Annotated in this window: 24 protein-coding genes; 5 read left to right on the top strand and 19 right to left on the bottom strand. The window is 66.2% G+C overall.

Annotation, left to right across the window (positions count from 1 at the left end; translation table 11 throughout):
- The first annotated feature begins 19 nt into the window (after nucleotides 1-19).
- Nucleotides 20-838: a glycosyltransferase family 2 protein gene (locus tag AzCIB_RS09455; protein WP_050415667.1), complete on the top strand. Its 819-nt coding sequence runs from the start codon at nucleotides 20-22 to the stop codon at nucleotides 836-838.
- Here the strand turns inward: AzCIB_RS09455 and fabG are convergent.
- From fabG to AzCIB_RS09435, 4 genes are read right to left on the bottom strand one after another with little or no spacing between them, the layout of a single operon-like run.
- A complete protein-coding gene (fabG, locus tag AzCIB_RS09450; RefSeq protein ID WP_050415666.1) occupies nucleotides 819-1,538 on the bottom strand; it encodes a 3-oxoacyl-ACP reductase FabG in 720 nt (239 codons plus the stop codon). The two genes, AzCIB_RS09455 and fabG, sit on opposite strands and share 20 nt — an antisense overlap.
- Nucleotides 1,535-2,014 (bottom strand): hotdog family protein, encoded by a 480-nt coding sequence (locus tag AzCIB_RS09445; RefSeq protein WP_083446943.1) that lies wholly within the window; start codon nucleotides 2,012-2,014, stop codon nucleotides 1,535-1,537. Before AzCIB_RS09445 ends, fabG begins: the two co-directional genes overlap by 4 nt.
- A gap of 7 nt (nucleotides 2,015-2,021) precedes the next feature.
- Entirely contained in the window at nucleotides 2,022-2,819 is a 798-nt protein-coding gene (locus tag AzCIB_RS09440) for a beta-ketoacyl synthase chain length factor (protein ID WP_050415665.1), read from the bottom strand.
- An 8-nt stretch (nucleotides 2,820-2,827) separates the two neighbouring features.
- Entirely contained in the window at nucleotides 2,828-4,015 is a 1,188-nt protein-coding gene (locus AzCIB_RS09435; RefSeq protein WP_050415664.1) for a beta-ketoacyl-[acyl-carrier-protein] synthase family protein, read from the bottom strand.
- 214 nt (nucleotides 4,016-4,229) lie between these two features.
- Here AzCIB_RS09435 and AzCIB_RS09430 point away from each other — a divergent pair, with 214 nt between their 5' ends.
- Complete coding sequence (locus AzCIB_RS09430) at nucleotides 4,230-5,141, top strand: LysR family transcriptional regulator (protein ID WP_050415663.1); 912 nt, start codon at nucleotides 4,230-4,232, stop codon at nucleotides 5,139-5,141.
- 72 nt (nucleotides 5,142-5,213) lie between these two features.
- On the opposite strand, the gene AzCIB_RS09425 is transcribed toward AzCIB_RS09430, so the two are convergent.
- The 10 genes from AzCIB_RS09425 to AzCIB_RS09380 form a co-directional block, all read right to left on the bottom strand.
- Complete coding sequence (locus AzCIB_RS09425; protein ID WP_050415662.1) at nucleotides 5,214-7,808, bottom strand: MtrB/PioB family decaheme-associated outer membrane protein; 2,595 nt, start codon at nucleotides 7,806-7,808, stop codon at nucleotides 5,214-5,216.
- Nucleotides 7,809-7,829: 21 nt separating this feature from the next.
- Nucleotides 7,830-8,855, bottom strand: a complete 1,026-nt coding sequence (locus tag AzCIB_RS09420) for a DmsE family decaheme c-type cytochrome (RefSeq protein ID WP_232299402.1) — start codon at nucleotides 8,853-8,855, stop codon at nucleotides 7,830-7,832.
- A gap of 263 nt (nucleotides 8,856-9,118) precedes the next feature.
- A complete protein-coding gene (locus tag AzCIB_RS09415; protein ID WP_050415660.1) occupies nucleotides 9,119-9,931 on the bottom strand; it encodes a polysaccharide deacetylase family protein in 813 nt (270 codons plus the stop codon).
- Complete coding sequence (locus AzCIB_RS09410; RefSeq protein WP_050415659.1) at nucleotides 9,901-12,276, bottom strand: MMPL family transporter; 2,376 nt, start codon at nucleotides 12,274-12,276, stop codon at nucleotides 9,901-9,903. The genes AzCIB_RS09415 and AzCIB_RS09410 overlap by 31 nt, the downstream gene beginning before the upstream one ends.
- Nucleotides 12,273-12,875, bottom strand: coding sequence for an outer membrane lipoprotein carrier protein LolA (locus AzCIB_RS09405; RefSeq protein WP_050415658.1), 603 nt, complete (start codon nucleotides 12,873-12,875; stop codon nucleotides 12,273-12,275). The genes AzCIB_RS09410 and AzCIB_RS09405 overlap by 4 nt, the downstream gene beginning before the upstream one ends.
- Before the next feature lie 18 nt (nucleotides 12,876-12,893).
- Complete coding sequence (locus AzCIB_RS09400; protein WP_050415657.1) at nucleotides 12,894-13,838, bottom strand: lysophospholipid acyltransferase family protein; 945 nt, start codon at nucleotides 13,836-13,838, stop codon at nucleotides 12,894-12,896.
- Nucleotides 13,835-14,134: an ApeI family dehydratase gene (locus AzCIB_RS09395; RefSeq protein ID WP_050415656.1), complete on the bottom strand. Its 300-nt coding sequence runs from the start codon at nucleotides 14,132-14,134 to the stop codon at nucleotides 13,835-13,837. The genes AzCIB_RS09400 and AzCIB_RS09395 overlap by 4 nt, the downstream gene beginning before the upstream one ends.
- A complete protein-coding gene (locus AzCIB_RS09390) occupies nucleotides 14,131-15,486 on the bottom strand; it encodes an AMP-binding protein (RefSeq protein ID WP_050415655.1) in 1,356 nt (451 codons plus the stop codon). Before AzCIB_RS09390 ends, AzCIB_RS09395 begins: the two co-directional genes overlap by 4 nt.
- Nucleotides 15,483-16,142, bottom strand: a complete 660-nt coding sequence (locus AzCIB_RS09385; protein ID WP_050415654.1) for a COG4648 family protein — start codon at nucleotides 16,140-16,142, stop codon at nucleotides 15,483-15,485. Before AzCIB_RS09385 ends, AzCIB_RS09390 begins: the two co-directional genes overlap by 4 nt.
- A complete protein-coding gene (locus tag AzCIB_RS09380) occupies nucleotides 16,139-16,429 on the bottom strand; it encodes a phosphopantetheine-binding protein (RefSeq protein ID WP_050415653.1) in 291 nt (96 codons plus the stop codon). The genes AzCIB_RS09385 and AzCIB_RS09380 overlap by 4 nt, the downstream gene beginning before the upstream one ends.
- 321 nt (nucleotides 16,430-16,750) lie before the next feature.
- Between AzCIB_RS09380 and greB the strand changes: the two genes are divergently transcribed.
- The 3 genes from greB to AzCIB_RS09365 all read left to right on the top strand — a co-directional run bounded on the left by greB (nucleotide 16,751) and on the right by AzCIB_RS09365 (nucleotide 20,125).
- On the top strand, nucleotides 16,751-17,320 hold the full coding sequence (gene greB / locus AzCIB_RS09375; protein WP_050415652.1) for a transcription elongation factor GreB: 570 nt from the start codon (nucleotides 16,751-16,753) through the stop codon (nucleotides 17,318-17,320).
- 78 nt (nucleotides 17,321-17,398) lie between these two features.
- The gene (htpG, locus tag AzCIB_RS09370) at nucleotides 17,399-19,327 is read left to right on the top strand and encodes a molecular chaperone HtpG (protein WP_050415651.1); all 1,929 of its coding nucleotides are present in this window, start codon (nucleotides 17,399-17,401) and stop codon (nucleotides 19,325-19,327) included.
- A gap of 300 nt (nucleotides 19,328-19,627) precedes the next feature.
- Entirely contained in the window at nucleotides 19,628-20,125 is a 498-nt protein-coding gene (locus AzCIB_RS09365; RefSeq protein WP_232299401.1) for a MarR family winged helix-turn-helix transcriptional regulator, read from the top strand.
- A gap of 32 nt (nucleotides 20,126-20,157) precedes the next feature.
- Here AzCIB_RS09365 and AzCIB_RS09360 read toward each other — a convergent pair whose 3' ends face one another.
- The 5 genes from AzCIB_RS09360 to nth form a co-directional block, all read right to left on the bottom strand.
- A complete protein-coding gene (locus tag AzCIB_RS09360; protein ID WP_050415650.1) occupies nucleotides 20,158-21,336 on the bottom strand; it encodes a vWA domain-containing protein in 1,179 nt (392 codons plus the stop codon).
- 61 nt (nucleotides 21,337-21,397) lie between these two features.
- Nucleotides 21,398-22,240, bottom strand: a complete 843-nt coding sequence (locus tag AzCIB_RS09355; protein ID WP_050415649.1) for an AAA family ATPase — start codon at nucleotides 22,238-22,240, stop codon at nucleotides 21,398-21,400.
- A 55-nt stretch (nucleotides 22,241-22,295) separates the two neighbouring features.
- The gene (locus AzCIB_RS09350; RefSeq protein ID WP_050415648.1) at nucleotides 22,296-23,429 is read right to left on the bottom strand and encodes a sensor histidine kinase; all 1,134 of its coding nucleotides are present in this window, start codon (nucleotides 23,427-23,429) and stop codon (nucleotides 22,296-22,298) included.
- A gap of 102 nt (nucleotides 23,430-23,531) precedes the next feature.
- On the bottom strand, nucleotides 23,532-23,957 hold the full coding sequence (locus AzCIB_RS09345; RefSeq protein ID WP_050415647.1) for a DUF1841 family protein: 426 nt from the start codon (nucleotides 23,955-23,957) through the stop codon (nucleotides 23,532-23,534).
- A gap of 21 nt (nucleotides 23,958-23,978) precedes the next feature.
- Nucleotides 23,979-24,611, bottom strand: coding sequence for an endonuclease III (gene nth / locus AzCIB_RS09340; RefSeq protein WP_050415646.1), 633 nt, complete (start codon nucleotides 24,609-24,611; stop codon nucleotides 23,979-23,981).

Genomic DNA, 24,611 nt, shown 5'->3' with positions numbered 1-24,611 from the left:
CCCAATCTCTCATGCTGCCATGACGTCCCACCCGGTCACCCGTCCGAAATCCGCGCCGCTGCCCAGTCCGGTAGAGGCTCCCACTGCCACGCACCTGGTGCTGATCCCGAGCTACAACCCGGGGCCGAAGGTGTTCGAGACGGTGCGCGCCGCGCGCCACGAGTGGATGCCCGTCTGGGTCGTCGTCGACGGCAGCACGGACGGGTCCACCGACGGGCTGCGCCGCATGGCGGAGGAGGACCCGGGGCTGCGCGTGATCGTGCTGCCGCAGAACTCGGGCAAGGGGGCGGCGGTGCTGCACGGCATCGAGCAGGCGGCGAAGCAGGGTTTCACGCACGTGCTGACGATGGACTCTGACGGCCAGCATCCTGCGGAACTGATTCCGGACTTCATGGCGGCGTCTGCCGCGCAACCGGAGACGATGGTGCTGGGCTTGCCGGTCTTCGACGCCAGCGCCCCGGCGCTGCGTGTACGCGGGCGCAAGTTGTCGAACTGGTGGGCGAACCTCGAGACGCTGTGGATGGGGATCGGCGATTCGCTGTTCGGCTTCCGCGTCTACCCGATCGCTCCGCTCGCCAAGGTGATGCATGGCCACCGCTGGATGCGCCGCTTCGATTTCGATCCCGAGGCCGTGGTGCGCATGGCCTGGCTCGGCGTGCGCCCCGTGAACCTGCCGGCGCCGGTGAAGTACTTCCGCGTCGACGAAGGGGGGGTGTCGCACTTCAACTACGCGCGCGACAACCTGCTGCTGACGTGGATGCACACGCGGCTGTTCTGCGGCTTTCTCGTGCGTCTGCCGATGCTGCTGGGGCGACGCCTCAGATCATCCCGCCATTGATCGAGATTACCTGGCCGGTGATGTAGGCCGCCTGGGGTGATGCAAGGAAGCCCACCAGGTCGGCGACCTCTTCGGGCTTTCCGGCGCGTTTCATCGGCACGATGCGGGCGATCGCCTCCGCGTCGAAGGCGTCCTCGCTCATCGCGGTGTCGATGATGCCGGGGGCGACGACATTCACCGTGACGCCCCGGCTCGCGAGTTCCTGCGCGAGCGACTTGCTTGCCGAGTGCAGGGCGCCCTTCGCCGCCGCATAGTTCGTTTGGCCACGGTTGCCGGTGATCGCCGCCACCGACGATATCGTGATGATGCGCCCCCAGCGGGTGCGGATCATCGGCATCGTGAGCGGCTGGGTGACGTTGAAGAAGCCGTTCAGCGACACGTCGATGACGCGCTGCCACTGGTCGGCGCGCATGCCGGGGAACACTGCGTCGTCGTGGATGCCGGCATTGTTCACGAGGACTTGCAGCGGAGCGTCGGCGCCGATCGCCTCGAGCGCGGCCGCGGTGGCCGCGGCGTCGGTGACGTCGAATGCGATCGCCTCGGCGCTGCCGCCCGCGCTGCGGATTTCGGCGGCAAGCGCTTCGGCCTTGTCGGCGTTGCGGTTGGCGTGGATGAACACATGATGGCCGTCGCGGGCAAGGCGGCGGCAGATTGCCGCGCCGATGCCGCCGCTTCCGCCGGTGACGAGTGCGCGCTTCAAGATTGGCTCCCGCTGAGGCCGGCGCCGAGGGCGCCCGCATCGAGGATCACCGCGGCGCGGCCGGAAACGAGCACTCGCCCGTCCGCGGCGACGGTGAAGGAATAGAGGATCTGGTTGTCGTTGCCGGTGATGCGTTCGGCACGGATGTCGAGATCGGCGGCGACGGTGTCGAGCCGTTCGACCGCAATCTCGACGCTGCGCACGCTCGCGAGGAAACCCGCGCGCGGGGGCTCGCCCGGCGTTGCGAGCAGGGCGCCGTGCACGGCCATCGCCTGTGCGGCGTACTCGATGGCGCTCGTCGCCGGCAGGCCGCTATCGTCGCGCAGCGGGTTGTCGGCGTCGCGGTGGCTCGTCGCGCGGCAGCGGATCGCGTCGGCGTCCCACGCGTCGACGCCGGAGAGCAGGCACATGTTGCCCTGGTGCGGGATGCGTGCGGCGATGGCATCGCGGTCGAGCGTGGCGGGCTGCATGGTCATGCTGCGCTCATTCCGCGTAATCGACCGCGAGGCGGGCGTGGTCGAGATAGTCGAGGACGATGCGGCCCGCGCGGCGCTCGGCGATCGCGGTCAGCAGGGGCAGGCTGCGCGCGGCGGGGATAGCGCAGCGCAGGGCGTCGAGCGCGGAATCCGCGAGGGTGTCGGCGGGGGCGTCGGTCAGGCTTGCAGCGAGGCGTCCGCAGCTTTCCGCTTCCCGCTCGGGCGTCAGCAGCAGTGCGACGCCGAAGGCGTCGGGAATCGGGCGCGCCGCCCGCAGTGGTTCTGGGTAGTCGGCGTCGTAGGCGAGCAGCAGGCAGGGCGCGCGCTCGACCTGGACCTGCGCGAGCGCTTCGAGGAGGCCCGCGCCGAAGCTGGCGTCGTAAGCGCACAGCACCGCCGAGGCGGCGGTCGCGCCGGTGGCGATGCCCCAGTAACCGGCGGCGGCGTTATGCACCGAGTTGTGAAAACGCGTCGGCGAGATCTGGCGGTCGTCCGATCCGAGGGTTTCGCAGATCTGGTGGCAATTGACGCCGTCGCCGCCGGAGGACGAGAAGACGGTCGCGAACCCGGACGGATCCACGCCGACTGCAGTCGTCGCCTGCAAGCCGATACCCAGGGCGAGCTTCACCACCCGCACCGCACGACGGCGTTCGGCCGGCGGCAGCTGATCGGGGGCGTTGAGAACGGTCTTTTCCGGGTTCCACGCAGCCTTGCCGAGGAGGATCGCGGCGCAGGCCGGCCAGTCGGACATGCCGGGCCCGATCAGGCCGATGCTGCGGATCCAGGCCGCGGGCGGGTTCGTCATGGTCGGACTCATGCTGGGCAGCCGAGGATCAGGCTGCAATTCGTGCCGCCGAATCCGAAGGAGTTGCTGAGAACGCGTCGCACCGTCTGGTGACGCGTGGCGAGTACATAATCGAGCCCCGCTTCGGGATCGGAGGTGCCGGCTCCTGCCGGAATGAAGCCGTCGCGGATCGCGAGCGCGGCGATCACGGCCTCGACGCCCCCGGCGGCGCCGAGGGTGTGACCGGTTGCGCCCTTCGTAGAGCTGCAGGGCGTCGCGTCGCCGAAGAGCCCTGTCACGGCCTTGCCTTCGGCGTCGTCGTTGCTCGGCGTCGCCGTGCCGTGGAGGTTGATGTAGTCGATGTCGCGCGGCGCCAGGCCGGCGCGCGCCAGCGCGGCGTCCATCGCCTGACGGGCGCCGCGACCCTCCGGGTGCGGCGAGGACATGTGGTAGGCGTCGCTCGATTCGCCGTAGCCGAGCAAGAGGATCGCGTCCGGCGGAAGTGAATCCGGCGTCCGCTCTACCAGAGCGAAGGCGGCCCCTTCGCCGATCGAGATGCCGTCGCGGGCGCGATCGAAGGGACGGCAGGCCTGCGACGACGTGAGCTCCAGCGAATTGAAGCCATACAGCGTCGTGAGGCACAGCGAGTCGACGCCACCAACGAGGGCCGCGTCGATCAGACCGCTCGCGATCATGCGTGCGGCGGAGGCGAACACCTTGGCGCTGGACGAGCAGGCCGACGAGACGACCACGGCGGGCCCCGTCAGTCCGAACCAGTGCTGCACGAAGTCGGCCAGCGAGAAGGTGTTGTGCGTGCCGGCGTAGTTGAAGTCGGCCGGAAGCGCTCCGGTATCCGGTGTGCGCCGGCGGTAGGCGAGTTCGGTCTCGAGGATGCCGGAGGTGCTCGTGCCGAGGAACACGCCGATGCGATGGGCTCCATAGCGTGACATCGCCGCGCGAACCGCGTCGGCGAAGCCGTCCTGCACCAGGCCGAGTTGCGCAAGCCGGTTGTTGCGACAGTCGAAACGTGCCAGCGCCGCGGGGAGTCGTTCGTCGTCGGCGCCTTCTACTTCGCCGATCCATGTTTGCAGCGCGACGGTCTCGAAAGCGCAGGGCTTGAGCCCGGACCGGCCGGCGAGCAGCGCTTCGAGTAGCGGCTCCAGCCCGCGCCCGAGGCAGGACGACGCGGTGTAGGCGGAAATCAGCAGCGGATGCACTTTGACTCGCAATTGCACGAAGGAGGGCTATTTTAGCAAAGTGCGGGATGTCGGCTGTGCTTGCTCTGCGTTCGGGTCGTGATTGCACGTGCAGCGTATCGGCTCGCGATTGTTTCGGTTAGCGAAACAGTATTTCGTCCGATGCGCGCTAGTTCGGTTCGTGGCACCAAACTAGACTGCGGCGACCCGATTGGAAATGCATACGGACTGAATCATGGACAAACTGATCGCGATGAACGTCTTCCGCACGGTCATCGATTGCGGCTCGTTCGCTCGCGCGTCGGCCAAGCTCGGCATTTCGACTACCACCGCGTCGCGCCACGTCGCGGACCTCGAGCAGGCGCTCGGTGTCTCGCTGCTTCACCGCAGCACGCGCAAGATCAGCCTGACCGAGCCCGGTACGATGTATTACGAGCGCTGCTGCATGCATCTGGACGAGATCGCAGCGACGGAACTCGCGGTATCCGCGGACAATGCCTCACTCAGCGGCTGCCTGCGCATCAGCGTACCGTACTCGTTCAGCAACGTCTTCCTCGCGCGGCATTTCTCCCGATTCGTAGAATCCCACCCAGCGCTCAAGACGGAGGTCCGCTTTTCCGACCGGATCGTCGATCTTGCCCAGGAGGGTGTCGATCTGGCGGTCCGCATCACGCGCAGTGTTTCGGGGATGTACGTCGCGCGGCGCCTCGCGGTAATCCGCACTGCCCTGTGCGCCAGTCCGGAATATCTGGAGCGCGCAGGAGTCCCGGAGAAGCCCGACGACCTGGTGCGCCACAGCTGTCTCTTGTACACGAATCTCACGTCCGGCAACGGGTGGACGCTGCGCAGGGGTGAGCAGGAGTTCGTCGTGCCGGTGCATGGTACGTTCCGCTCCAACAACGGCGACATGAACCGCATCGCCGCGCTCGCGGGGCGGGGCATCATCTGCGAGCCGACGTTCATCGTCGGTGAAGACCTGCGTGCCGGCCGCCTCGTGCGTGTCCTGCCCGAGTACGAGACGATCCCCACGCTGGCCCACGCGGTGTTCCTCCCGGCGGGCCGCAATTCGGCGCGCATCCGGGCCTTGCTGGATTTTCTGGTGGCAGTGTTCGAAGACGAGTTTCCGGCCTTTGATCCGGTGATGTAAGCAAAAACCGGGACTCATGCGCCAGGCCCCGACACGCCGGGGCCTGGCACTCTGTACGTCGAACTCCGGTACCTACATCCGGTACTGCCAGAACACGCCCAGCACGTTGACGTTGTAGTCCTCCGGTGTGGCGCCGAGGTACAGCTTCTGGCCGATCAGCTGGTTGCCGTCGAGGCCGGTGTAGTGCCAATCCTCGACGTTGCGCTTCTCCCAGCGATGGAACAGTCGCACCGAATTGTTCTTGTCCAGGTCATGCACGATGCTCGTTTCGAGCACCTGCAGGCGGTACTTCATGTCGGCAAACTCGTCGCCCGCGACCGCCGCGGTCTGAGTCTCGTTGGTGCCGCTGCCCACCGTCGCCGCCTGTGCATTGCCGTAGCCGTACTTCTGCTTGCTCGACGACCACATGTAGCTGTAGCGGCTTTCCAGGCGGGCCCAGCCGAAGTTGTGCGCGAAGCCGGCACCGAGCGCATGGTTCAGGTCGTCGGTGCTGGCGCTCCACGCGCCGGCCAGCGGATACATGTTGTCTGCGCCGGCATGGGAGCTGGCGCGTGTGCCACTCACTCCCTGGTTGATGTTGCGCTGGCTCATCTCGCCGGTCTGGAACGAGTACCACGTGAAGAAACTGCTGCCCGGTGCGGGCGTGTAGTTCCATTCTGCATTCACGGTGCTGAGTTTCTCGTCGCCGGTACGGCCGTAGTCGGCGTCCAGGTAGTCGCTCCGCTTGTGCTGCAAGGACAGCATCGCGTCCATGTCCGAGCGCAGCATGAAGTTCCAGCGCAGGTTGACGATGTTCTGGCGGCGATCGGCGATGTCGAACTTGCGCAGTTCGGCGAGGGTGTGGATGGGCACGGCGCCGGTGTAGTCGTCGCGCGAGCTGGTGTAGAAATGTTCGTAGATGTCGTAGCGGTATTCGCTACCGCGACGGTCGCCGATCTCCCACGACGCGCGCAGCATCGACTGTTCGAAGGCGCGGGTGTTGAAAGTGAGCTTGAGCCGGTCCTCGGTGGTGTTCTTGACCTCGCGGTACGGGCGCTCGGTTTCCTCCCTTTCCCACGTTGCGCCAAGCTGGCTCTGGCGACCGAGCCGGTAGTCGGCGCCAAGTCCTCCCGTCCAGCGCGTGTAGCTGGTCGGAATGCTCATGTAGTGAATGTTGTTGGTGCCGTTGTAGAAGCCGAAACCCGCCCCGAATACCCCCGGCAGGGCGTAATCCAGCGCCGGATAGCCGATCTTGCCGGTAGCCGGGTCGATGGCGGTGTAGCGCGTGCGGTTGTCCTCGTCGTAGTAGCGCAGTTTGGCGCGTACGGTGAGGTCGTCCGCGGGCTGCAGCGATAGGCCGAGATCGGCGAGGCGGGTGTCGATCCTCGCGTCGGCCTTCAGGCGGCTGAGCACGCCTGTCGTGTCGTAGCCGGCGATTGCGCTGGCGTAAGTCGTCGCCACGCCGGCGGCGTTGACGCCGTCGTTGATGGTCGGCGGAAGCAGATCGTCGTTCTGGCGCATGCTGCCGAAGGCGACGGTCGCGCTGAACTGTCCGTTCAGCGGCAGCATGCGGGCGTAGTCGGCCTTGATGTTGTAGGCCTCGTTATCCGGGCTGAGGGCGAAACGGCCCTTTTCCCAACTGGTCGAGTTTGTCGTGCCGGCGGTGCCGAAGTTGATCGAGAAGGGATTTTCCCAAGTCAGGGATTTGTTGTCGTTGCGAAACAGCGAGCTCGACAGGGTGAGGTTCAGGCGGTCCTTCTCGCCGACGTAGCGCAGACCCGTGAGGAACTCGTGGGTCGTGTAATCGATTGGTTCGACCGTCTCGTTTACTGCCCCCAGGACGTTGCTGCCGACCGGATTGGCCGCGGAACGGCGGATGAAGTCGAAGAGGAAACCGCCACCGAAGGGGCGCTCGCCTTCGCGCCGTTCGTTGGTGTAGCTGAAAAAGCCGTTGAGCCGCTCGCTGATCGGCGCATCCATGCGCAGGCCGATCTTCTGCCGGTCGACGCTCAACGTCGTTTCGCGGGCATTCGCCACTGCCGCTTGCAGTGCAGCGTAACTGGCCGGGTCGGATTGCGTGTGGGTGCCTGCAGCAAGGCCGGCGGGCAGGGTCAGGTTATCGGTGCCGACACCGTTCCACAGCGGTCTGGCATTGGTCGAGAAGACATGTGGCGTGTCATTGAGAAACAGCGAGAACTTGATGCCGTTGTATCGTCCGGCCTCGAAGCCGTAATACTGGTCCTTCCGGTCGACGCCGCCGCCCCGCAGTCGCAGATAGAGCGCAGCGTCCGGCTTCTCTGCGCTGACGTTGAAGCTGTTGAGCAGCGCTCCGTTCTTCCAGTCCGCGTATTCGCGGAAGCCGCCGGCCTTCGAGTCGGCCTTGCCTCCGGTGTAGCCGGCTTCGATGTTGCCCGAGTACTGCCAGCCGCCGCTGCCTTCGATGTAGGCGGGTGACACCGGCGGGTATTGGTAGAGCTGCGCGCTCGGCGTATGCGATGGGCCCTTGCCGCCCATCACGGCGGAGAACCCTTGCGGGTCCGTGTAGCGCGTGGTGTCGCCGCCACCGGGGGCAGCCGCGTTGCCGAGCACGGTGTCGACGCCGGCTGCGGAGTCGGCGCGGGCGGGACCGGTACCCATCATCGCGAGCATCGCGACGATCGGGAGCAGAACGAATTCCTTGTTTTTCATGATCGTTGTTCCTCAGTCTCGTTAGCGATGCATCCGTGCGCCAGCCGGGTGGTTCGAGCCATGGATCTGCGCATGGCACGTCGAGCAGCCGCGACCGATCACGCGTTCGTCGGGCAGCGTGCCGCTGGCAGTGTTGGCCTGCGTGAGGAGGTTGTTCTGGTGCGTGGTGTGCGTGTGGCACTGCTGGCACAGGAAGGGGCGTGGGGTCGTCAGCAGCTTTTCCTGATTCGAGCCGTGCGGGCTGTGGCAGTTGAGGCAGCTTTCGCGTACCGGGGCGTGTTCCCAGACGAAGGGGCCGCGCTTCTCCTGGTGGCAGCTGTAGCAGAGCTGGTTCACCGTATCCGCCTTGAGCAGGGGCTTCGTCGGCGAGCCATGCGGGTTGTGGCAATCGACGCAGGACATCTTCCCTTCGGGCAGGGGCATGTGCGAGCGCTTGCGGAACTCCATGCGCTGCTGCTGATGACAGCTGTAGCAAGTCTCGGAAATGCTGTTGGCCTTTTGCAGGCCGGTGGCCGAGAACTTCGCCATCGGGTTGTGGCAGTCCGTGCAGGCCAGCCCGTTGGTCTGGTGCGTGGACGAGCGCCAGAAGATGCGCTGGTTGCCGTCGTGGCACTGCAGACATACCGCGTTGCCTTGGTCGGGGCCGTTGTTGTTGGCCGCCTCGCCGGGTTTCGCCGCCTCGCGGGTGAAGCCGACGATCAGGGACTTGTCCTTCTGCTGCTCGCCGGCTTTCGTCGATTCGCGCGTAAAGCTGACGATGAGCGACTTGTCCATGTAGTTTTCGTTGGCGTGGCGCGAACCGGGCCCGTGGCAGGCCTCACAGCCGCGACGCTCAAGATCGTTCTTCGGATTGAGGCGAAAAGCCTTGGCGTGAGTGGTATGCGAGAACTTGTCGTTCTCTGCGGTGTGGCACGCGAGGCAACGCTCCTCGCCGATGTATTCCGCGCCCTCGGCAAAGCGGATCAGCGGGGCGTTTGCCGCGCTGGCCGGCGGTAGCGCCGCCTGCGCGAGGCCGAAGCCGAGATGGATGAGCAGCAGGCCCGCCATGAGGCGGACGCCGCGACTTGCGAAAAGCCGCGTGAATCGTGTTCCCGTTTTCATTGAACTCCCCGATAGGCTGACCAGGCAGATCCGGATGGATACGCTTTGTTACATGCCTGGCGTCGGGCGGATTCTCGTGAATTCGGGGGGCCGGAAAAATGTAGCGCAGCGAAAGGGTATCCCCCGCAATCCGGGATGATCGGGGGATGCCCTTCACATGCTGCCGTGGTGCTCCGGCCATTGGCCGGGGCGACAGGCGGGTGCCGTGCTTACGGGATGGCGTGCTCGAGGGTGACCGGTATCAGGCCTGAAGCCCGACATCCGTCGAGCACCATTGGGAGAGCTTCGAGGATCACCGCCCGCCCGTGCGCCGTGCGTGCGGCGTTGCCGTCGTGCAGCAGCAGGATGTCGCCGCTGCGCAACTTCCCGTCGCGGCCGCCGAGCAGCCGCGACGCAACCGCATCGGCGTCGCCGTTGCGGGTGTCATACGCCCGGCGGGTCCATGACGCGAGTTGCAGGTCGAGCCGGGCGAGGACCGGCTCCAGGAACGGATTGCGCAGGCCTGCCGGGGCACGGAAGAAGCGCGGTGTCCGCCCGCAGACTTCCGCGATGGTGTCCTGCGCGGCACCGATCTCGCGGGCGAGCCAGCGCGGGCCGTGCAGCGAGAAGGTCTTGAGGTGGTGTTCACTGTGGTTCTCGACGGCGTGGCCGCGGGCGACGATCTCGCGGGCGAGCGCCGGATGTTCGCGCACGAGCCGGCCGATGACGAAGAAGGTTGCCCCGGCGCGATGGGTATCGAGGAGATCGAGCACGCGCGGCGTAACCTCCGGATCGGGGCCGTCGTCGATCGTCAGCGCGATCTCGCTCTGCGCAGCCGCGGCCGTCGGTAGCCGGGTCCAGTTCGTGCCGAGCAGCGCGCAGCGCGGCAGCAGGCCGGCCGCCGTGAGCAGGCCGTGGTTGGCGGCGACGGCCCCCGCTGCCCACGGCCAGGCTTCGGGGCGCAGGGCGATGCCTGCCGCCGCGGCGGCGTGAAGCGCGGCCGAAAAGCCGATCAGCGCGCCGGGGTGCCAGGGACGGGGCATGAAGACGTGCGGGCGAAGGCAGCCGCGAAGACCAGGGCGAGGAGGGCGCCGGGACCGACCGTGCCCCCGATTGCCTGCAGCACGGGCACCGAGGAAAACGCGAGGACGCCGAAACCGGCGACCGTCGTGAGATTCGCAAACAGCATCGACGCCAGGGTCGCGGGCGGAGGGCCGCCGCTGCCGCCCGGGCCGTCGAAGAACAGGGCGTAGTTGGAGCCCACGGCGACGATCAGCAGCAGGCCGACGAGGTGCAGGATCGTCAGCGCGACGCCGGAGAGCATGAGGCCGGCGACGACCGTCAGCACGGCGGCCGCGAGCGGCAACAGGACGCGCACGACGCGTCGCGGCGAGCGCAGGGCGACGGCGAGGAGCGCGACGATTGCGGCCACCCCCGCGAGCGACAGCATGATCGCTTCGCGCAGGTAGCTCGCGTAGAGCCGTCCGGACTCGCCCTTCATGTCGATGAACATGGGGCTGGCATCCGCAGCCCCGTCGAGCGCGCGGCGGACGGCCGCCGGGTCGATCTCTTTCGCAGGCGCTCCGGCCGCAGGTGCGCGCAGCGGCAGCAGCGCGGTCCACTGCTCGCCCTGCCGCAGGAGCAGCGAATCCACGGCCATCGCGAAGCTGGTTCCGTCGAGGTCTGCGCGCGTCAGCGGCGCGCGCGCGCGCGCGGTGGAGATGTCGTCGATAAAGGGCGCGAGTCGCTCGGCCGGCAGGGGCAGGCCCGCGGTTGCGGTGGCGAGTCGTTCGCCCAGTTCGCGCGGATCGGGCAGCGCAGCCCGGCGCTCGAGTTGCCGAGTCTGCGAAGGCAGGTACAGCGACGGACTCTCGTAGCCGCCGATCTCCCCGGCGTCCACAAGCGTCTGCAGTTGTGCGGACACCGATTCTGCGCGCTGCAGGGCGCTGTCCGCATCGGCCGCGCGCACGACAATCATGTAACGGAGGTCGGGCGCCCCGAGATCGCTGCGCAATGCGGCGTCGACGGCCTGAGCCTCGGCCGGGACCGGGCTCAGGGCTCCGAGTTCGTGGTTCCAGACGCGGTCGTGCTGTGCGAACACGAGCGCGCCGGAAAGCGCCGCCACTCCGGCGAGGATCCAGCGCAGCCTGCCGGCGGCGACCACAACGCACTGCAGGCGCAGGCCGAGCGGGGTCACGTCGCGGATCGCGAAGCCGACCGGCAGGAGCTGCGGCAGAATGTAACGGGTCACGAGCGCGGCGACGATCAAGCCCGCGATCGAATACAGGCCGAGCTGTGCCAGCCCCGGAAACCCCGAGAACATCAGCGCACCGAAGCCGCAGATGGAGGTCATCACGCCGAGGCGTATCGTTGGCCAGAAGGCGTTGCGCCCTTCGTTCCCCCTCGCGGGGCCGGACTGGACGAAGAGGTAGATCGCGTAATCGACCGCCTCTCCGATCAGGGTGGTGCCGAAGCCGAGGGTAACGCCATGCATGACGCCGAACCCGAGGCTGACCGCCACGATGCCGGCCAGCGCCCCGGATACGACCGGCAGAAGGCCGAGCACGAGGGCCGTCGGCGAACGGTAGATGAACAGCAGGAGCGCAGCGATGATCGCGGTCGAGAGCAGCGCGAGCCGCGTCACTTCGCTCTCGATGGTGGCGCGCGAGTCGACCGCGAACACGGCGGCGCCCGAAACCAGCAGCTTCAAATCCGCTCCGGAAGGCAGCTTCGACGCCTCGCCCGCAAACGCGTTACGCAGGGAGGCGATGGCCGCCTGCTGGCCGTCAAGGTCCGAACCCGAGGCGCGCGTCTGGGCGAGCAGCAAGGCGCGCCTGCCGTCCCGCGACGCCCATACGCCCTCCTGCATTGCAGGGCGCGCCCCGCCGTCGAGTCGTTCCAGCAATTGCAGCAACTCGCCGGTGGGGTCGCGCGGCAGCAGTGTCTTCGTGAGCATGCCGAGGGGGGAGGCGAGGAGATCGATCGACTCCGCGATGGCTTGCCGCAGGCCCGTTGTCGTGAAGCGTTCCGCGCTCACGGCCGGGCTCAGGACATAGCGGTGGGTGAACAACAGGGCGTGGTCGCGCTCGCGATGGACGGGTTCGCCGTTCGCGACCATGCCGAAGGCCGCATCGGCGCGCAGCTTCCCGGCGAGATCGCGCGAGAGTTGTGCCCGCTGCGCCGCGTCGCCGCCCTCGATGCCGACCAGCAGCAGTCGGGACACCATGCCATCGCGCAACTGCTCGACAAGCACGCGCTGCTCTGCAGTGGGCGCTTCGGGCAGGAAGGCCGAGAGGTCGGCCGTGAAACGCGTCTGGCTCACGACGGCGATGCAGGCCGCGACGAAGGCCAGCCATAGCAGCAGGGCCGGCACGAAACGGCGTGTCACCGCGCCTGCCCCATCGCCACGATCTCCATCACGGAGCGGTCGCCGTCCGCCTGAAGGATTTCGATTTCGCGCAGCAGCCCGCGCGTTCCGGCGATGTTGATGCGGGTGACAACCTCAGCCATGCGCGTGTCGCGCGGCAGCAGGGTCAGGGTCCAGCGTTCGGCGTTGCCGGCGAGGTGCAGCGCGTAGGTACGCTCCAGCGTATTGCGGTCGCCGGCCAGCGTCGCCCGGATGCTGTCGATGAAACCGGCGACTTCGCCGTAGTCTGACAGGCGAACGTTGAACTGCTTCTTGCCGCGCGTCACGCTCAGGTTGTTGCCCTCGAGGACCAGCGATTCGGGGCGTGGCTTGAGGGTGATCTTCTCCAGCCGGTCCGGTGCCTGGAAGCGCAATTCGCCCGACGATTCGACGGGCTGGTCGAGGACCGCCAGATACTTCCGCTCCGAGAACGTCGCTTGGCCGTTGCGGTGCTTGCCCAGGGCCTGCATCAGCTGGGCGACCGTCCAGGCCTCAGCCGCGATGGCCTGCGGGCCGTGCAGCACGGAAGCCGCAGCGAGCAGGGCGGCAACGAGCAGACGCGTGGAAGCAACTTTGAACACGGATACTCCAGGAGGCGGTCAATGCGCGGCGCGGCGGCGCGCGCTCTGCCAGAAATCGAAAAAATTGAACCAGTTGTACGGCGCCAGCCCGGCATAGTGGGCGAGGCGTGCGGCGTAGCATTCGACTGCCGCGTGAATCAGGTGTGCCCGGTTTTCGCGCGTCGCCGCTGAGAAATCGGCGAGCTCCTCGAAGTGCACGTCGTAGCGGTTGCCCCCGCGATACAGGCCCACCATCAGGATCACCGGGCGCTTCAGCATCGCTGCGATGCGCCACGGGCCGACCGGGAAATCCGCGGGTTCGCCGAAGAATTCGACCGGCTGCGACGGATCGTCGCCCAGGCTGCGGTCCGCAAGCACGCCCACGAGCGAGCCGTCGTCGAGCCGCTCCTTCAAGTGCAGCATCGAATCCAGATGTCCCAGCGGAATGATGTCCGCGCGTGCGGCTGGATTGATCGCCGCGAGCGTGTCGTTGATCTTGCGCGCGTTTTCCTCGTACATGACCATCGCGACGCGCATGCCGGGTTGCTGGCGAGCGATCGCGCGCATGACCTCGAAGCTCCCGAGGTGCGCGCCCATCAGGAACACGCCCTGACCGCCGGCCACCGCCGCCCGCACGAGTTCGCCGCCATGCACGCGGATGTCGAACAGGTCGAAGCGGTCATTTACCAGATAGATGCGGTCGTGAATCGTGCTCGCGAAGCTGAATACATGCCGGAACTGTTCGCTGGCCGTAGGACGCCGGCCCAAGGCATGTCCGAGCCACTCACGCGAGGCTCTCCGGGCGGTCGGCGCGAAGAGCAGGAAGTAGGCCGAAATCAGCACCAGCACCGCACGCCCCACGCGGCGACCGAGCCGCAGCGAGATCCAGGTCATCAGCCGCAGCGTCGCGTAATTGCTGCGCTCCGGCCGGCTCGCCCATTCGGCCGTGCCGCGCCGGGGTTTCGCGCTCGACGCGTCGTTCACGCCGGATCGACCCGCAGGGAGCCGGTCGCGACGCAGTCTTCCCCGGCAAGGATGTCGAAACGCCAGTTCATGCCCGCCTCGGCAAGGCGAATACGCAGATCCGTGCCGGGGCCGACCGGGCGCAGGAACTTGGCCGATGCGATGCCGCACGGCGGCACGTTGCGCCCGAGGGCGTCCCCGAGCGCGCGCGTCGCGAGGCCCAGCAGCACCACGCCCGGCAGGATCGGGCGACCCGGAAAATGCCCCGCAAACGACCGATGATCGGCGGGAATCCAGACGCTCGATTCGTGGATCATTCGCCACCGCCCAGAGTGCGCCGCAGCTCTTCCAGCGCCGCGCGCGGAAGCTTGCCCGTCGCGTTGCGCGGAAGGGCATTCGCGAAGATCAGCGGGCGGGGGAGAAACAGCGGGTCGATGCGCTCGCGCAGCGCCGCCAGCAGCGTGGAGCGGTCGAGGCCCGGTGCCACGACGACTGCCGTCAGGCGCGTTACCCCGTCGCTCTGTTCGTCGTCCGGCATGAAAAAACTGCCATCGACGACACCCGGGATCGCATTCAGCTGATGGTTCAGGTACCCGAGCGAGCTGCGCTTGCCCGCGATATTCACGAGATCGGCCGACCGTCCGTGCAGCAGGAAGCGGTCGCCCGAGGTGGGTTCGATGATGTCGCTAAGCATGGTCGGCGTCTCGACATGGCCTCCGTGCGCCCACACCTTCCCATCCTCGACGCTGAGCCTGAGGCCGCGCATGAGCTGCCATTCCACGGTCTCGGCGGTGCGCCGAGTGGCCGTCTGGCCCGTCTCGGTGCAGCCGTAGATCTCGATCAGCGGGCACTGCAGCTGCGCCTCGACGGCCACCGCGAGATTGCCCGACAGCGGCGCGGTCGCGGACACGACGAGATCGGCCGGCGGCACCCCGGCATCGGCGGCCAGCAGGGTGCGCAGGTGGAACGGGGTGGAAACCAGAACGCGCGGGCGGGGAACGGCGTCCAGCGCCCGGACGATGTCCGCCGGGTAGAACGGCCGCCCCGACCAGATTGCCCCGCCCGACAACAGCGCCAGCAGCACGGTCGATTCGAATCCGTACATGTGCTGCGGAGGGACGGTGCCGATCAGCGTGAAAGGCTTGCCGACCACCCCGAGCCTGTCCGCCTCGGCCGCGATGTTGCGCACGAGCGCGCCCCAGGTCTTCGGGTGCGGCATCGGAACGCCCGTCGAGCCGGACGTGAATACGTAGGCCACGGTCTGGTCCGCGGCGATCATCGGCACCGCGGAACCGTCCGGCGAAGGGGATGCCTCCGCGCTTTCAAGGAGGCGATGTTGCGGCAGGTCGATGTCACAGACCGGGCTGTCGGTCAGGCAGAACGCATCGGGCGCAAACGCCAGCAATTGCCGGACGGTCTCGGGAGTGTGCGTCGAAGGCAGCAGGCTGATCTTGCCGCGCACCAAGCTCGCGGCCAGCCCGACGGTGAAGCGGTAGCGATCCGCGCACACGTTCAGGACGTGTCCTCCGGCAGGCAGGCTGGATGCGAGGCACCGTACGTCGCTCAGGAAGCGTTCGATTGTCACAGGGCCATCGTGCCGCCAGGCGACGACAGCATCGGGTTTCGCGTGCGTGAGGAGCGGCAGCGCCGCAGGGCCGGGGTGCGTCATCGCTCGTTGACCGGGCTTGCCGTGGGCGAGGTACGCCGATACGCGCGGACGGCGTCGAGGATACTGCTGCGATCTTCCGGGAGCAGCCTGAGGCGCACGAGATACTCCGCGAGGAACATCAGTCCGACGAGCGGCATGGTCAAAAGGTTGGCGAAGGTCGACCACGCTTCGATCGTGCCGAACGCGAACAGCAGACAGGAAATCGCCACGGTTCCCGCGAAAAACACCGCCCATGCGGCCGTCACCTGCCGTGTGTAGCGCGCGAGCGCCGGGCTGACGGTGCCGTGCATCGTGCGTGCGATACGCGTGCACATCGGCTCGCGCCCTGCGCCGAGCGTGCGTCCGAAACCGAGCCCCAGCAGGGCATTGGTTCCGACATGCTGGACGAAATACAGCCAGCCGACGTTGCGCGCGAGCGTCGGCCACGCGAGTGCGAGCACCAGCGTGGCGGTGGCAAGCAGCGCGAGCATCAGGCCGCGGCGCGTCGATTGCCAGGCGAAAGCCGCAGCGATCAACGCGAAGGGCGCGATCGCGAGGAGCGCGCCCCAGGACGATTCATCGACGAGCGCACTCGTGTAGTGCGCAGCCACTGCCCAAGCAACCACGGCGACGGCAATCGCCAGTCCGCGCCCGACGCGGACGACTGCGGGCCTCATTTCGTGCGGTTGGCCGCGACGTACTCGGTGAGGCTGCGCAGGGAGCGGAAGATCTTGACGTTGTCCTCGTTGTCGGCACGCAACTGGAAGCCGTAACGCTTCGAGACGACGAGCGCGACCTCGAGGATGTCGATCGAGTCGAGGCCCAGGCCTTCGCCGAACAGCGAATCGTCGGCCGGGATGGACTCGGGTGCCGTGTCCAGGTTGAGGGCTTCGACGACGAGGCCCGCTACTTCGAGACGCAGCGCGTCGAGATCGGCGGAAGAGGGAGTGGCGGCTTGGGTCATGAATCGGCGAAAAATGCGTTGAAGTCGCGGCAACGCGCGTTTCGCAGGGCGATGCGCGCGCGGGTCGCGAGACTGCCGAAGTGTCGCCCGGGGGCGGCCGACCGCGGTAGCGTCTCGCGATTGCAAGATGTTTGTGAAAGCGCGCCAGTTTATCGGATTGAATCAATCCGTGCAGCCGCGAGCAGTCGCGTCGTGCGCGACCGACGTACTTGTCCGTTATCATGAAGCGCCGACGGCGCGACAGCGGACGTGGTTGCATGTGGTGACAAAACGGGTAATGGGACAGGTAACGGAACCCCAGCAACAGGATGGGCTCGCAAGGTGAACAAGGCTTTTACGAAGGAAGGCGACGGCCAGGACGACGATGACGACGTCCCCGTATCGGTACGCCTGCCTCCCGGGACCAAGAACTACATGACGCGGCGCGGCTACGACGCGCTGCGCGTCGAACTCGACCAGATCGTGCGCATCGAGCGGCCGAAGCTCGTCGAGACGGTCGCCTGGGCCGCATCGAACGGCGACCGCTCCGAGAACGGCGACTACATCTACGGCAAGAAGCGCCTGCGCGAGATCGACCGCCGCATCCGCTTCCTGATCAAACGCATCGAATCGGCCGAGGTCGTCGACCCCGAGCGCCAGCAGGGCATGGAACAGGTCTTCTTCGGCGCGACCGTGACCGTGCTCGACGTCGAGGACGCGGACGGCGAGGGCGAGGGCGAGCAGACCTGGCAGATCGTCGGCGTCGACGAGGCCGATGCCAGTTCCGGCCGCATTAGCTGGATCTCGCCACTCGCACGCGCCCTGATGAAGGCGCGCGAGGGCGACGTCGTGCGCTTCCAGAGCCCGGCGGGGCCGCGCGAGATCGAGGTCGTCGAAATCCGCTACCAATGATCGTTGCGGGCGGTGCTTGAAATTCCCGGAACGCGCCCCATCTGCAGGCGCGTTCCTGTGTAAATGGAGTTTCAATCGATGACCACCGCCGCCGGCGCCCAGACCCTCAATTTCCAGGCCGAGGTGAAGCAGCTGCTTCACCTGATGATCCACTCGCTGTACTCAAACCGCGAGATCTTCCTGCGCGAGCTGATTTCGAACGCGTCGGACGCCTGCGACAAGCTGCGCTTCGAGGCGCTCGACAAGGCAGAGCTGTTCGAAGGCGAGGGCGAGCTCGCGATCCGCATCTCGTTCGACAAGGACGCGAAGACCGTGACCGTCGCCGATAACGGCATCGGCATGAGCCGTGACGATGCGATCGCGCACCTCGGCACGATCGCCAAGTCCGGCACCAAGGAATTCTTCTCGCAGCTCACCGGCGACCAGAAAAAGGACGCGCACCTGATCGGCCAGTTCGGCGTCGGCTTCTACTCCGCGTTCATCGTCGCCGACAAGGTCACCGTCGTCACCCGCCGTGCGGGCCTGGCGGCGAGCGAAGGCGTGAAGTGGGAATGCTCGATGGTCGGCGACGCCGCCGGTGAATACTCCGTGGAACCCGTCGAGAAGACGGGACGCGGCACCGAGATCACGCTCCACCTGCGCGACGACCAGGAAGATCTGCTCGCCGGCTGGAAGCTGCGCAGCCTGATCCGCAAGTACTCCGACCACATCGTCCAGCCCATCCTGATGAAGAAGGAAGAATGGGACAAGGACAAGAACGAGCAGGTCACGACCGACGAGGACGAGACCGTCAACCAAGCCAACGCGCTGTGGACCCGTTCGAAGAGCGACATCACCGACGACGAGTACAAAGCCTTCTACAAGCACGTTGGCCACGACTTCGACGAGCCGCTCGCGTGGAGCCACGCCCGCGTCGAAGGCCGCCACGAATACACCCAACTCCTGTACGTCCCGGCGCACGCGCCGTTCGACATGTGGGACCGCAACGCGCGCCACGGCATCAAGCTGTACGTGAAGCGCGTGTTCATCATGGACGACGCCGAGAAGCTGATGCCGACCTACCTGCGCTTCGTGCGCGGCGTGGTCGATTCGAGCGACCTGCCGCTCAACGTCTCGCGCGAGATCCTGCAGGAAAGCAAGGACATCGATACGATCCGCGCCGGCTGCACGAAAAAGGTGCTGGGCCTGCTCGAAGACCTCGCGACCAGCGAAGACGCCGCCGAGAAGGAGAAGTACGCAACCTTCTGGAAGGAATTCGGCAAGGTGCTGAAGGAAGGCGTCGGCGAGGACCACGCCAACAAGGACAAGATCGCCGGCCTGCTGCGTTTCGCCTCGACGCATAACGACACGCCGGACGAGACCGTCTCGCTCGCCGACTACATCGGCCGCATGAAGGAAGGCCAGGACAAGATCTACTTCGTCACCGCGGAAACCTTCAACGCCGCCAAGAACAGCCCGCACCTCGAGATCTTCCGCAAGAAGGGTATCGAAGTGCTGCTGCTGTCGGATCGCGTCGACGAGTGGGTCATCGGCAACCTGACCGAGTTCGACGGCAAGCCGCTCGTCTCGGTCGCGAAGGGCGGTCTCGACCTCGGCAGTCTTGAAGACGAGGCCGAGAAGAAGGAAGCCGAAAAGGCAGCCGACGAGTACAAGGAACTGTTGGAGAAGATGGCGGCGAGCCTCGGCGAGCGCGTCAAGGAAGTGCGTGTCACGCACCGCCTCACCGATTCTCCCGCCTGCCTCGTCGCCGACGAGCACGACATGGGGATGAACCTCGCGCGCATCCTGAAGGCCGCCGGCCAACAGGCGCCGGTGTCAAAGCCGATCCTCGAGATCAACCCGAACCACCCGGCCGTGATGCGCCTCAAGTACGAAGAGAAGCAGTTCGACGACTGGGCCGTGGTGCTCTTCGACCAGGCGCTGCTCGCGGAAGGCGGCACGCTCGACGACCCTGCCACCTTCGTCAAGCGCATCAACCAGCTGATGATGGCGATGAGCGGCAACTGATTCGCCACTCCGGCATCACCGAAGCCGCCCGCATTGCGGGCGGTTTTTCGTTCACGCCACTTTCCTTTCGACTCGGACTGCGGAGACAGAACCTACCTCCGATCGAGTCCGATCGACCAACGGCCGCGAGTGCCGGTCGCGATCGTTGGTCCGTATAGTCCGGATTTGTTGGGAATGACCGGCGTTTCCGCTACGATATCCGGAAAAGACGGTATCCGGACTGGAGCCGTCCGCCAAAACATCTACACGAGTATTTTTTCCCGGGTTTCCCGGCGTTGGGCAAAGGGGGAGGCTTCAACCGTGAGCAAGTCGTCAGACCGCAAGCAGCAGGCACAGGTGTCGCCGCTCTCCGTGCTGCAACGATTCCGCGTGCTGATCCGCACGGCGCAGCGCCATTCCCAGTGGATCGAAAAGCAGAGTGGCGTGACCGGTGCGCAACTTTGGGCGATGCAGGAATTGCTCGAAGAGCCCGGCCTGCGTGTCGGCGAGCTCGCCAAACGGATGGCCCTGCATCAGTCGACCGCCTCGAACATGATCGACAAGCTCGAGACCAACGGCTTCGTCGCAAAAGCACGCAACAGCGCGGACCAGCGAGTCGTGCGACTGTCACTGACGGCAGCCGGGCGTGATTTGCTGGAGCGGGCGCCGTCGCCCGCCCGCGGAGTCCTGCCGGAGGCCCTGCGGCTGCTCGATGCCGCGTCCCAGACACGCCTCCAGGAAGAACTGGACGGTCTGCTGCAACAGATCAAGGACCTCGACGAAGGCTTCGGCATGCAGCCCTTGCCCTTCACCGAGTAAGTCGCGCATTCGCGGCGACGTCAATCGGGCGGTCAGGTCTTCTTCGAAAGCTGCCGCATCGCGCGTTCGAGCCCTTCCAGCGTCATCGGGTACATGCGCTGGGCCATGATGCCGTTGATGATCTCGATCGACTGCCGATAAGGCCACAGCCGCTCCGGTTCGGGATTGAGCCACGCCGCGGCTGGCCAGGCGTCGAGCAGGCGGCGCAGCCAGTCAGCGCCGGGTTCCTGGTTCATGTGTTCGATCGATCCGTGCTGGTGCAGTATCTCGTACGGGCTCATCGTCGCGTCGCCGACGAAGATCAGCTTGTAATCCGGGCCGTACTTATGGAGCAGGTCGTGGACCGGGATCCGCTCTGCGTGACGGCGATGACCGTCGCGCCACACCGACTCATACACGCAGTTGTGGAAATAGAAGTGTTCGAGGTGCTTAAACTCCGACCGGCAGGCGGAGAACAGCTCCTCGCACGCCTTCACGTGGTCGTCCATCGACCCGCCGACATCCAGGAACAGCAGCACCTTCACCGCATTGTGGCGCTCCGGCCGCATCATCAGGTCCAGCCAGCCGGCATTCCGGGCGGTCGCTGCAATCGTGCCGTCGAGATCCAGTTCCTCAGCAGCGCCCTCGCGTGCGAAGCGCCTCAGCCGCCGCAGCGCAACCTTGATGTTGCGCGTGCCGAGTTCCAGCGAATCGTCCAGGTTGCGGTACTCGCGCTTCTCCCAGACCTTGATCGCGGTGCGATTGCCCGCGGACTCGCCGCCGACCCGGATTCCCTCGGGGTGATAACCGCTGTTGCCGAACGGCGATTTGCCGCCAGTACCGATCCACTTCGAACCGCCCTGATGGCGGCCTTTCTGTTCATCGAGGCGCTTGCGGAACTCATCCATCAGCTTGTCCCAGCCGAGCTTCTCGAGCTGCGCCTTTTCCTCGGGCGACAGGTGCTTCTTCATCATCGCCCGCAGCCACTCTTCCGGCAGCTCCTGCTCCAGGCCCGGGATTTCCGTCACGCCCTTGAAATACGCGGCGAAAGCCTGGTCGAAACGGTCGTAACGCGACTCATCCTTGACCAGGCAAGTTCGGGCGTAGAAGTAGAAATCGTCGATCGCATGGCCGCACACGCCGTCGCGCAGACCTTCCAGCAGCGTGAGGAATTCCCGCGTCGACACGGGCAGCTTGTTCGCCTTGAGATGCAGGAAAAAGTCTATGAGCATGCGGCGCTCCGTGGCGATACGGCGTCGGAAAACCGCTCGAGCTTCGCAGCAGACCAGGCGCTCATCGGTTGTTGCGCGCCATGAATACGAGCCGCTCGAACAGATGGAGGTCCTGCTCGTTCTTCAGGAGCGCGCCGGCAAGGGGCGGGATGACCACGCGCTGGTCCTGTGCGCGCAAGGCTTCGGGAGGAATATCCTCTGCCACCAGCAGCTTCAGCCAGTCGATCAGCTCCGAGGTCGTCGGCTTCTTCTTCAGCCCCGGAACGTCGCGCAGCCCGAAGAACACCTCGAGTGCTTCGCGCAGGAGATCCTTCTTCAAGTCCGGGAAGTGCACGTCCACGATCCGCTGCATCGTGTCGCGGTCCGGGAAGCGGATGTAGTGGAAGAAGCAACGGCGCAGGAAGGCGTCGGGCAGCTCCTTCTCATTGTTCGACGTGATGAAGACGATGGGCCGGTGGCGCGCCTGGATCGTCTTGCGCGTCTCGTACACGTGAAATTCCATGCGGTCGAGTTCGCGCAGCAGGTCGTTGGGGAATTCGATGTCCGCCTTGTCGACCTCGTCGATCAGCACGACGCACGGAGTGTCGGACTCGAAAGCCTGCCACAGCACGCCCTTGACGATATAGTTGGCGATGTCCTTGACCCGGTCATCGCCCAGTTGCGAATCGCGCAGGCGCGAAACGGCATCGTATTCGTACAGGCCCTGCTGGGCCTTGGTGGTCGACTTGATGTGCCACTGCAGCAGCGGCAGGCCCAACGCTGCGGCCACCTCTTCAGCCAGCATGGTCTTGCCCGTGCCGGGCTCGCCCTTGATCAGGAGCGGCCGCTGCAGCTTGATAGCCGCGTTCACCGCGAGCATCAGGTCGGGGGTGGCAACGTAATCGCGTGATCCTTCGAAGCGCATGGGAGTTCCTCTCGTTGGCTAACCCCGATTATATGGGCTCCACCAACTCAGGACATCAGGAGTTCGGCGGTATCGGCCATTCGAGATGGAAGGTTGCGCCCTGTCCGGGACTGCTTTCGGCCCAGCACCGTCCCTGCATGCGCGCGGCGGCCTTGCGCACGATCGCCAGCCCGATACCCGTGCCGGGATACTCGTCGTCGCGGTGCAGCCGATGAAAGATGTCGAAGATGCGATCGTGGTGGTGCATGTCGAAACCGATGCCGTTGTCGCGCACGGAGATGTGGCACCGGTCCGCCTTGCTGGTGCAGGCGATGACGATGCGGGGATGGGCTACCCCCGCCGAAAATTTGAGCGCGTTGCCGAGCAGGTTGCGCAACGCATGTGTCAGGCCGCTGCGGTCTGCCAGGATCGAAGAGCAGGAAGGCGCAAGCTCCACCGTGGCGCCGTTGCGCCCGATTTCCTCGTTGAAGTCCGCGGTCAGCTGTGACGTCAGTTCCCGCACGTCGATTTCCTCGAAGATCGTCGGCGCGCGTTCGACACGCGAGTATTCGAGCAGATCGTCGATCAGGAGGCCCATGCGTTCGGTGCCCTCCAGGATCCTTTCCAGAGAGGATCGCCCGTCCTCGGAAAGCCGGGTGGCTTCGCTCGAGGCGAGCAGGCTGCCATAGCCGTTGATCGCGCGGAGCGGCGACTTGAGATCGTGCGCGACCGCGTATGTGAAACATTCCAGCTCACGGTTGGCCCCGCGCAGCGCGGCGTTGGTACGGGCCAGTTCGTCGCGCGATCTTTCCAGGTCGCGGTACAGCCCCAGGGTGCGCATCGCCGACCGCAGCTTCGCCTCGAGGATCTCGAACTCCACGGGCTTCACGAGGTAGTCGTCGCCGCCGGCGTGAAGCCCCTCGACGAGATTGGCGCAACCGCCGAGTGCGGTCATGTAGATCACGGGCACCCAGCGGCCGTCGCACATCGACTTGACCCGCCGCGTCGTTTCGAAACCGTCGATGCCCGGCAGCATGACGTCCATGAGCACGAGGTCCGAGGGCGCGGCAGCGAACAGGTCGAGCGCCATTTCGCCGGATTCGGCGACCCGGACCCGCTGCCCGAGGCTCTGCAGCAGCATCACCATGCGTTCGCCCTGGAGCGGATCATCCTCCACGAGCAGGATCGACAGTTCGGGTAGCGCTTCCATGTCCGGCAGGACTCCTCGGGAACGCGCCCGCGGCGCTGGAGGGGCGGGGCAGGGGCCAGTGGCGCCCGCGAGCGGGGCTGCGTCAGCGCAGTCTACACCGCATCAACCTGCGCGGCGAAGCACGCAGCTGACATAAGCCTGGCCGTCGGGCTGCCGGTTGTTTCTCTGCGCGTCGAACATCGTCTCGCCAAGGCACTCGAGGACGTCGTGCAGGGCAGCGTGGCGATCGCCGCGGCGCGCTTGGCAGGACTCGAACGCGGCGCGCAACCCGGGGGGCTGGTCGATAGAGAGCTGTTCCTCGATCGCGAGATGCAGCGAGAGATGCAGGAAGGGATTGAGCTGTCCTCCCTCGGGCGGAAACTCCTTGGCGACCGCTTCGGGATCCTCGAGCAGCGCGTGGTATTCCGGGTGTAGCAGCACGAGGTCGTTGGCGATGTGCTCGATCGGCGTCAGCACCTCCTTCGCGCGGTATTTCCGCCAGCTGTCGATGAAGAAGGTACGAACCTGATCGCGGGATGGATTGAACATTTAGTCTCGGTCGGTGGTGGGTTAGGCGGTCTTGTCGCGGTAATCGCACAAGTCGCGCACGAGGCATCCGCCGCATTTGGGCTTGCGCGCGGTGCATATGTAGCGGCCGTGCAGGATGAGCCAGTGGTGGGCGTCCCGCAGGTAGTCCTTGGGCACGCGTCGCATCAGCGCATGCTCGACGGCCAGGACATCCTTGCCGGGCGCCAGCCCGGTACGGTTCGCAAGGCGGAAGATGTGCGTATCGACAGCCATCACCGGCTCGCCGAACACCGTGTTCAACACCACGTTGGCAGTCTTCCGCCCGACGCCGGGCAGCGCCTCCAGCGCGACGCGGTCGCGCGGCACCTCACCGCCGTGGCGTTCGAGCAGCAGGTGCGACAGCGCGACGACGTTCCTTGCCTTGTTGCGATACAGGCCGATGGTGCGGACATGTGCGGCGACGCCTTCCTCGCCCAGGGTGATGATCGCCTCCGGTGTCGGCGCGGCCGCAAACAGCCCTCGCGTTGCAAGATTTACGCCCTTGTCGGTCGCTTGGGCGGACAGGACCACGGCCACCAGCAGCTGGAACGGCGATCCATATTCGAGTTCGGTTGTCGGCTGCGGATTTGCCTCCGCGAGACGACGAAAGAACTCGCGGATGGACTCCCGTTTCAT

It is taken from the genome of Azoarcus sp. CIB (assembly GCF_001190925.1).
Taxonomy (GTDB): Bacteria; Pseudomonadota; Gammaproteobacteria; order Burkholderiales; family Rhodocyclaceae; genus Aromatoleum.
This window is presented reverse-complemented; position numbering and strand designations above follow the sequence as displayed.